We start from the raw sequence: 8468 nt of genomic DNA, 5'->3' as shown, positions 1-8468 counted from the left end.
GCCCACCCCCTGAGCAACGCATCCCGCATTCCGGACACCCTGTCCAGATCCTGGCACCGGAGGCGTACGCTCGGAACCAGTCTTTTCTGTCGAAGGAGCGAGAGACGATGCCCCAGCTGAGGTCCCGCACTGTCACCCACGGCCGCAACATGGCGGGCGCCCGCGCCCTTATGCGCGCCTCGGGCGTAGCGAGCGAGGACATCGGCAAGCCGATCATCGCGGTCGCCAACTCCTTCACGGAGTTCGTCCCCGGCCACACCCACCTCGCCCCCGTCGGCCGGATCGTCTCCGAGGCGATCAAGGCCGCGGGCGCGGTGCCCCGCGAGTTCAACACCATCGCGGTGGACGACGGCATCGCCATGGGCCACGGCGGCATGCTCTACAGCCTGCCCTCCCGCGACCTCATCGCCGACAGCGTCGAGTACATGGTCGAGGCACACTGCGCCGACGCGCTGATCTGCATCTCGAACTGCGACAAGATCACCCCGGGCATGCTGATGGCCGCGATGCGCCTCAACATCCCGACGGTCTTCGTCTCCGGCGGTCCGATGGAGGCCGGCAAGGCCACCCTCGTCGACGGCACGGTCCGCAAGCTCGACCTGGTCAACGCGATCAGTGACGCGGTCGACGAGAGCATCTCCGACGAGGACATCCTCCGTATCGAGGAGAACGCCTGCCCCACCTGCGGCAGCTGTTCCGGCATGTTCACCGCCAACTCGATGAACTGCCTGACCGAGGTCCTCGGCCTCTCCCTCCCCGGCAACGGTTCCGTCCTCGCCACGCACACCGCCCGAAAGGCGCTGTACGAGGACGCCGGCCGCACGGTCGTCGAGATCACCAAGCGCTACTACGAGCAGGACGACGAGACGGTCCTGCCGCGCGCCATCGGCACCCGCGCCGCGTTCGACAACGCGATGGCGCTGGACATCGCCATGGGCGGCTCGACCAACACGATCCTGCACCTGCTGGCCGCGGCCGAGGAGGCCGAGCTGGCGTACAACCTCGACGACATCAACGAGGTCTCCCGCCGGGTCCCGTGCCTCTCCAAGGTCGCCCCGAACGTGGCCCCCGGCGGTACGTACTACATGGAGGACGTCCACCGGGCCGGCGGCATCCCCGCCCTCCTCGGTGAGCTCCACCGCGGTGGCCACCTGAACGAGGACGTGCACTCGGTGCACTCCGACACGCTCGCCGAGTGGCTCAAGAACTGGGACATCCGCGGCGGCTCGCCTTCCCCCGAGGCCGTCGAGCTGTGGCACGCGGCCCCGGGCTGTGTCCGCTCCGCGACCGCGTTCTCGCAGTCCGAGCGCTGGGACACCCTCGACCTGGACGCGGCCGGCGGCTGCATCCGCGACGTGGCGCACGCGTACTCCAAGGACGGCGGCCTCGCGGTCCTCAAGGGGAACATCGCCGTGGACGGCTGCGTCGTGAAGACGGCCGGCGTCGACGAGTCGATCTGGACCTTCGAGGGGCCGGCGGTCGTCTGCGAGTCCCAGGAGGACGCCGTCGACAAGATCCTCCGCAAGGAGATCACGCACGGCGATGTCGTCGTCATCCGTTACGAGGGCCCGCGCGGCGGACCCGGCATGCAGGAGATGCTCTACCCCACCTCCTTCCTCAAGGGCCGCGGTCTCGGCAAGACCTGCGCGCTGATCACCGACGGCCGCTTCTCCGGTGGTACGTCGGGCCTGTCCATCGGCCACGCCTCGCCCGAGGCGGCGTCCGGCGGCACGATCGCGCTGGTCGAGGACGGCGACCGGATCCGGATCGACATCCCGAACCGCTCGATCGAGCTCCTCGTCGCCGACGACGAGCTCGCCACCCGCCGTGAGGCGCTGAACGGCGTGTACGCGCCGAAGAACCGCGAGCGCAAGGTCTCGGCGGCGCTGCGCGCCTACGCGGCCATGGCGACGAGCGCGGACCGCGGCGCCGTCCGCGACGTCTCCAAGCTGGGCTGATTCCACCCGTTCCGGCCCCTGTCCGCAGGGGCCGGAAACGGCGGCGCGCCCGCAGTAGGTGTGGCGTAAAACCAACTCCCCGTGACCACCGGCTCGCCATAGGCTCACACCCTTGTCATGCAAGGATCATGATTGGGGGAGCATGCGCACTTCTGCACGCCGCTCAGCGATCATCGCGCCGGCCGTCGCCGCACTCGCGGCACTCGGCGCCACCCCGGCCGGCGCGGCCGCGGCGGCCGCCACCCCGGCGGGGGTCTGTGGATCCGGTTACACCCAGATCGACTCGCACGCGTTCCGGAACGCGTCGACCGAACTGGCCCGCGTCCATCTCTTCTACAACGCGAGCACCAGGTCCAACTGCGTCGTCACCTTCCACTCCGCCTCCACGGGCGGCTACGCGCTGACCACCGGCGCCTGGCTCGACGTGGACGGGGACGGCAAGGGCCAGGCCAAGGACCAGGGGGCGTACTCCTCGTACGCGGGACCGGTCAGGCTCGCCGCGGGCAGCCGCTGTGTGAAGTGGGGCGGCATGATCGAGGCAGGGGTCGGCACGTACACCTACACCAGCTCCTGGGAACACTGCGGCTGAGCCGAGCCGTATCCGCACCGTGCGCGGCGCCGCCGCGCACGGCTGCCCCGGGCTCCGCCCCGACCCTGGGATAATCGGTCGCGTGACCGAGAACAGCGACACCCCCGACGGCACGGCTCCCGGCACCACCGGGCCCGGTGCGACCGCCCCCGGCCCGCAGCCCGAGCCCATCCGCTTCTTCGGTACGACCTGGGTCGCCCACGACGGCAACTACGGGCTCCGCCGCGCCGGAGCCGCCGTCGGCTCGCTCGTTGCCGCGGTCGCCTCGTGCTTCGTGCTGCGATTCGCCTACCAGGGCCTGGAGATCGCCGATGTCGGCAGCTTCGTCGGCCTGCTGGTCGTCCTGATGTTCGCCATCTGCAGCGCCGTCGCGTTCCGCAAGACGTGGGAGGGCTTCAGCCGCCGCCCGGCCGACCCGGCCCGCGAGGACACGCTGCGCGGCCTCAAGACCGTCGGCTTCATCGGCTCGCTGCTCGCGTACTTCTTCCGTACGTTCACCGAGGCGCCCGGCGAGAAGCTCCGGCGCGCGGAGTACGAGGCGGCCCAGGTCCGGTTCGCGAAGCGCCGCTCGTCCAGGACCGGCAACCCGTCGGCCCGCAAGGCGGCCAAGGCGAAGAAGCCCCGGCGCAAGTAGGGCCTGCGGGGCCACGATGGCCCCATGACCGAAACGGACTCCCCGGAACACGCCGCGGGCGCGTCGCGCGCCCTGTCCTTCGACGGGGCGGCCGCCCAGTACGCCGCCGCCCGCCCCGGTTACCCCGCCGCCCTGTTCGACGCCGTCGAGGAGCTCGCGGGCCTGCCCCTGCGCGACGCCCGCACGCTCGACGTGGGGGCGGGCACCGGCATCTCCACCCGACGCCTCCATGACCGCGGCGCCCGCGTCGTCGCCGTGGAGCCGGGGCCCGGCATGGCGGCGGAACTGCGCCGGTCCCTCCCGCACGTTCCGCTGGTGCGGGGTGACGGCAACAGCCTCCCCTTCGCCGGGGCCTCGGCCGACCTGATCACGTACGCGCAGTCGTACCACTGGACCGACCGCACCCGTTCCACCCCCGAGGCCCTGCGCGTCCTGCGGCCCGGCGGCGCGCTCGCCCTCTGGTGGAACGTCTCCGACCACGCCGTCCCGTGGGTCGCCGACCAGGACACCCGGCTGCGCGACTTCTTCCGCGACGAAACCGGGGCCGAGGACGAAAGCGCCCACGGCGCGCCCGCCCGCACCCGCGGTCTGCTGCCCGAACTCGCCTTCGCGCACCGCCGTGTCCCCTGGACCCGGCGCATCCCCCTGGCCTCCCATCTCGCCAACCTCTCCAGCCACTCCGCCTTCCTGGTCCTCGGCGAGGAACGCACCCGGCGCTTCCTCGACGAGGAGCGCGAGCACCTCGCGCGGCTCTTCCCGGACGGCACGGTCGAGGAGGCATACGTCGTCGACCTGAACGTCGCCGTCCGCTGACGGCCCGGCCCGCCCTGTGCCTTGACGGCTGAGGCCCGCCGGGACCAGAATTCATCACATGATGAATTCTTCGGGCGTCGCCATCGAGGCCCGTGGCCTCACCGTCGTACGAGGCAGCCGCACCGTCCTGAAAGGACTCGACTTCACCGTCGAACCCGGCAGGATCACCGGCCTCCTCGGCCCCTCCGGCTGCGGCAAATCCACCCTGATGCGGGCCGTAGCCGGTACCCAGGCCAAGGTCACAGGCACCCTCGAAGTCCTGGGCAGCCCGGCAGGCCACCCCGCCCTCCGGCCACGGATCGGGTACGTCACCCAGGCCCCGTCCGTCTACACGGACCTCACCGTCCGGCAGAACCTCGACTACTTCGCGGCGATCCTCCAGCCGGGCCGCCGGCACCGCGAGGACCGCCGCGCGGCCGTCACCCGCGCGATCACCGAGGTGGACCTGAGCAGCCACGCCGGCGACCTCGCCGGCACCCTCTCCGGCGGCCAGCGCACCCGCGTCTCCCTCGCCGTCGCGCTGCTCGGCACCCCCGAACTCCTCGTCCTCGACGAACCCACCGTCGGCCTCGACCCGGTGCTCCGGCGCGACCTCTGGAACCTCTTCCACAGCCTCGCCGCCGACCGCGGCACCACCCTGCTCGTCTCCTCCCACGTCATGGACGAGGCCGAGCGCTGCCACCGGCTGCTCCTGATGCGCGAAGGCGCGATCCTCGCCGACGACACCCCCGAGGCCCTGCGCCGGGGCGCCGGCACCGACACCGTCGAAGAAGCCTTCCTCCACCTGGTCGACGCCGCCGCCACCCGTCAGGAGAACGCCCGATGAGCACGACGACCACCGGCACCCCGCCCCTGAGCGCGGCCCGCACCCTCGCCACCGCGGGCCGGGTCCTGCGCCAGCTGACGCACGACCCGCGCACGGTCGCGCTCCTGCTGCTGATCCCGGTCCTGATGATCACGCTGCTGCGGTACGTGTTCGACGGGAGCCCGCAGACGTTCGACTCCATCGGCGCCTCGCTCCTGGGCATCTTCCCGCTGATCACGATGTTCCTGGTGACCTCCATCGCCACCCTGCGCGAACGCACCTCGGGCACCCTGGAGCGCCTCCTCGCCATGCCGCTCGGCAAGGGCGACCTGATCGCCGGCTACGCGCTCGCCTTCGGCGCCGTCGCCATCGTCCAGTCCCTCCTGGCCACGGCCCTCTCCGTCTGGGCCCTCGGCCTGGACGTCACCGGTTCACCGTGGCTGCTGCTCCTGGTCGCCCTGCTCGACGCCCTGCTCGGCACGGCGCTCGGCCTGTTCGTCTCCGCCTTCGCGGCATCCGAGTTCCAGGCCGTCCAGTTCATGCCGGCCGTGATCTTCCCCCAGCTCCTGCTCTGCGGACTCTTCATCGCCCGGGACCGGATGGCCCCCGTCCTCGAAGCGATCTCGAACGTCCTGCCGATGTCGTACGCCGTCGACGGCATGAACGAGGTCCTCCACCACACCGAGATCACCGGACACTTCATCCGCGACGTCGTGATCGTGGCCGGCTGCGCCCTCCTCGTCCTCGGCCTCGGCGCAGCCACCCTCCGCCGCCGCACGACCTGACGGGCCGGTGCGAGGATGGCGCCACGAGAACCGTGAGCACCGCCCGGAGGGTGAAGCGCATGACCCAGACAGTTGCAGTCCTCGGCACCGGCAAGATCGGCGAGGCCCTGCTCAGCGGCATGATCCGGGCCGGCTGGCGTCCGGGGAACCTGCTGGTCACCACCCGCCGCTCCGAGCGTGCCGCGGAGCTGCACGACCGCTACGGCGTCGACGCGGTCACCAACGCGGAGGCCGCCAAGCGCGCCGACATCCTCATCCTCGCGGTCAAGCCCCAGGACATGGGCCGCCTCCTGGACGAACTCTCCGCCCACCTCACCGCCGACCGCCTGGTCATCAGCGCCGCGGCCGGCATCACGACCGCCTTCATCGAGGAGCGCCTCACCACCGGCACCCCGGTGGTCCGCGTCATGCCGAACACCCCTGTCCTGGTCGACGAGGGCATGTCCGTGATCTCCGCGGGCAGCCACGCCACCACCGAACACCTCGCCACCGCGGAGTCGATCTTCGGAGGTGTCGGCAAGACCCTGCGCGTCCCCGAGTCCCAGCAGGACGCGGCGACCGCCCTGTCCGGCTCGGGACCCGCCTACTTCTACTTCCTCGTCGAGGCGATGACGGACGCCGGCATCCTGCTCGGCCTGCCCCGCGCCCAGGCCCACGACCTCATCGTGCAGGCCGCCATCGGCGCGGCCGTGATGCTCCGAGACAGCGGCGAGCACCCGGTCAAGCTGCGCGAGGCCGTCACCAGCCCGGCCGGCACCACGATCAGCGCCATCCGCGAACTGGAGAACCACGGCGTACGCGCCGCTCTCATCGCCGCCCTCGAAGCGGCCCGCGACCGCAGCCGCGAGCTCGCCTCCGGCAACGGCTGAGCTACGCCGCGGCAGCGATCAGCTCCGCGCTGCGCACCACCTTCGCGAACCCACCGCCGTGCAGCGACACGGCGGTGGCCCGCGCCAGCTCCTCCGCAGCGAGCGTCCACCCCCAGGGCCCGACACCGTCGAAGGTGTACGTCGCGTCGAGCGCGAAGAACACCTCGTAACCCAGGTTCCCCGCCATCCGCGCCGTCGTCTCCGCGCACATATTGGTCTGGATCCCGGCCACCACGATCTGCCGCACTCCCGCGGCGTTCAGCCACGCACCCAGATCCGGTGTCCCGTAGAACGCCGAGTTCACGCTCTTCGCCACGAACAGTTCCGCCCCGCCGCCCTTTCCCCGCCGCTCCTCCACGTACGGCTTGAAGTCGTTCCCGGGATATCCCACCCGCAACGGCGAATCGGGCTTGGGCGAGTCATGCCGTACGAAGACGACGGGCCGTCCGCTCGACTGCCAGGCATCGATCAGCCCGGCGATGTTCCCGTCCGCCGCGGGATTGTTGCGGGGCCCCCAGTACTTCTCCTCCTCGAATCCCTGCTGCACGTCCACCACGACCAGCGCTGCGTTCCCTGCGATCTCCATGGCTACGATCCTGCCGCCGGGGACTCCGGCGGCCCAGAGGTCAAAAAGCCATCGATCGATGCTTTACTGCCAGCATGCCGACGACCGGGACACCTCACTCCGCCCCCACCCGGATCGCCCTCGTCTCCTTCCCCGGTATCCGGGCGTTCGATGTCTCGGTCATCACGGAGGTCTGGGGCGTGGACCGCACGGACCGCGGAGTCCCGTTGTTCGACCTGCGCCGCACCGCGGTCGACGACGCCCCCATCGCGTTGCGCGGCGGCCTCTCCCTGACCCCCGACCGCACGCTGAGCTGGCTGGCCCGCGCCGACCTGATCGTCGTCCCGGGGCTCGACGACCATGTGACGCCGGCCCCGGAGCCCGTCCTCGCGGCCCTGCGCCGCGCTCACGCCCGCGCCACTCCGATCGCGGCCCTCTGCGGAGGTGCCTTCACCCTGGCTCAGGCGGGCCTCCTGGACGGCAGGCGGGCAGTCACCCACTGGAACCTCACTGACCTCCTGCGCACCAGCCATCCCGCGGTGACCGTCGTACCGGACGCCTTGTTCGTCCACGACGACCGTCTCTGGACGTCCGCCGGCACGGCGGCCGGTATCGACCTCTGCCTCCACCTCGTACGGACGACCCATGGCGCCGAGGCGGCGGCGACGATCGCACGGTCGATGGTCACGGCCCCGTTCCGCACCGGCACACAGGCCCAGTTCATCGAGCACCCCACGCCGCACACCGACCGCGACGCCGACACGCTCGCCGATGTCCGCGCCTTCGCCCTGACCCGCTTGGCCGATCCGCACACGGTGGCGGAGCTGGCCGACCGGGCCGGCATGTCGCCGCGCTCCTTCGCCCGCCACTTTCAGGCGAGCACCGGCACCACACCGCTGCGCTGGCTGATCGCCCAGCGCATCGCCGCAGCTCAGAAGCTGCTGGAGCGCACCGACCTCCCGCTGCCCGAGGTGGCCCGCCGCACGGGCTTCGGCAGCGAGATCACCATGCGCCAGCACTTCGCCACCCACCTGGGCACCAGCCCCCGCGACTACCGGCTCGCCTTCCACCGCACCCCGACGAGGACCGGGGTTGACACGCCCTCCTCGCATCCGTAGTGTGCTCCGAGTTGTCCGACGTGAGCGCCGACCCCGGTCGGTCCCCGGACAGCCATTCCGCAGTAACCACAACGAGCGAGCGACAGTTGTCGCCTGTCTCTGCGTGCGCATTCGCGAAATGAGGAATCCGCGTTCGAAGGAACGTGACCCCGATTAGCGTCGGGGCCCTGGATTCCGCTAACGTCTCACTCGTCGGAACGGCCCAACGGCCGGGAGGACAAGCCCCGCTGACTGGGAATCAGGCCCGAAAGGATCTGATAGAGTCGGACTCGCCGGAAAGGGAAAGCGCGAAAGCGAAGAACTGGAAAGCGAAAATGCGAAACCCGCTTCGA

9 protein-coding genes are annotated in these 8468 nt (G+C 71.0%); 8 read left to right on the top strand and 1 reads right to left on the bottom strand.

Annotation, left to right across the window (positions count from 1 at the left end):
* The first annotated feature begins 107 nt into the window (after window positions 1-107).
* From ilvD to proC, 7 genes are all read left to right on the top strand, one after another.
* Window positions 108-1958 carry a dihydroxy-acid dehydratase gene (gene ilvD, locus JGS39_RS32225; protein ID WP_219573286.1) on the top strand — a complete coding sequence of 617 codons (1851 nt, stop codon included), beginning with the start codon at window positions 108-110 and terminating at the stop codon, window positions 1956-1958.
* 142 nt (window positions 1959-2100) lie between these two features.
* Window positions 2101-2547: an acetyltransferase gene (locus JGS39_RS32220; protein ID WP_219573285.1), complete on the top strand. Its 447-nt coding sequence runs from the start codon at window positions 2101-2103 to the stop codon at window positions 2545-2547.
* A gap of 82 nt (window positions 2548-2629) precedes the next feature.
* Window positions 2630-3181: a hypothetical protein gene (locus JGS39_RS32215; protein ID WP_219573284.1), complete on the top strand. Its 552-nt coding sequence runs from the start codon at window positions 2630-2632 to the stop codon at window positions 3179-3181.
* A 24-nt stretch (window positions 3182-3205) separates the two neighbouring features.
* Entirely contained in the window at window positions 3206-3994 is a 789-nt protein-coding gene (locus JGS39_RS32210) for a class I SAM-dependent methyltransferase (RefSeq protein ID WP_219573283.1), read from the top strand.
* A 58-nt stretch (window positions 3995-4052) separates the two neighbouring features.
* Window positions 4053-4820 (top strand): ABC transporter ATP-binding protein, encoded by a 768-nt coding sequence (locus tag JGS39_RS32205; protein ID WP_219573282.1) that lies wholly within the window; start codon window positions 4053-4055, stop codon window positions 4818-4820.
* A complete protein-coding gene (locus tag JGS39_RS32200) occupies window positions 4817-5584 on the top strand; it encodes an ABC transporter permease (protein WP_219573281.1) in 768 nt (255 codons plus the stop codon). Before JGS39_RS32205 ends, JGS39_RS32200 begins: the two co-directional genes overlap by 4 nt.
* Before the next feature lie 59 nt (window positions 5585-5643).
* Window positions 5644-6453 carry a pyrroline-5-carboxylate reductase gene (gene proC, locus JGS39_RS32195; protein ID WP_219573280.1) on the top strand — a complete coding sequence of 270 codons (810 nt, stop codon included), beginning with the start codon at window positions 5644-5646 and terminating at the stop codon, window positions 6451-6453.
* Window position 6454: 1 nt separating this feature from the next.
* On the opposite strand, the gene JGS39_RS32190 is transcribed toward proC, so the two are convergent.
* Window positions 6455-7039, bottom strand: coding sequence for a cysteine hydrolase family protein (locus JGS39_RS32190; RefSeq protein ID WP_219573279.1), 585 nt, complete (start codon window positions 7037-7039; stop codon window positions 6455-6457).
* 74 nt (window positions 7040-7113) lie between these two features.
* Between JGS39_RS32190 and JGS39_RS32185 the strand changes: the two genes are divergently transcribed.
* The gene (locus JGS39_RS32185) at window positions 7114-8136 is read left to right on the top strand and encodes a GlxA family transcriptional regulator (RefSeq protein WP_219573278.1); all 1023 of its coding nucleotides are present in this window, start codon (window positions 7114-7116) and stop codon (window positions 8134-8136) included.
* The last annotated feature ends 332 nt before the right edge of the window (window positions 8137-8468 follow it).

The organism is Streptomyces poriferorum (genome assembly GCF_019399235.1).
Lineage (GTDB): Bacteria > Actinomycetota > Actinomycetes > Streptomycetales > Streptomycetaceae > Streptomyces > Streptomyces poriferorum.
This window is presented reverse-complemented; position numbering and strand designations above follow the sequence as displayed.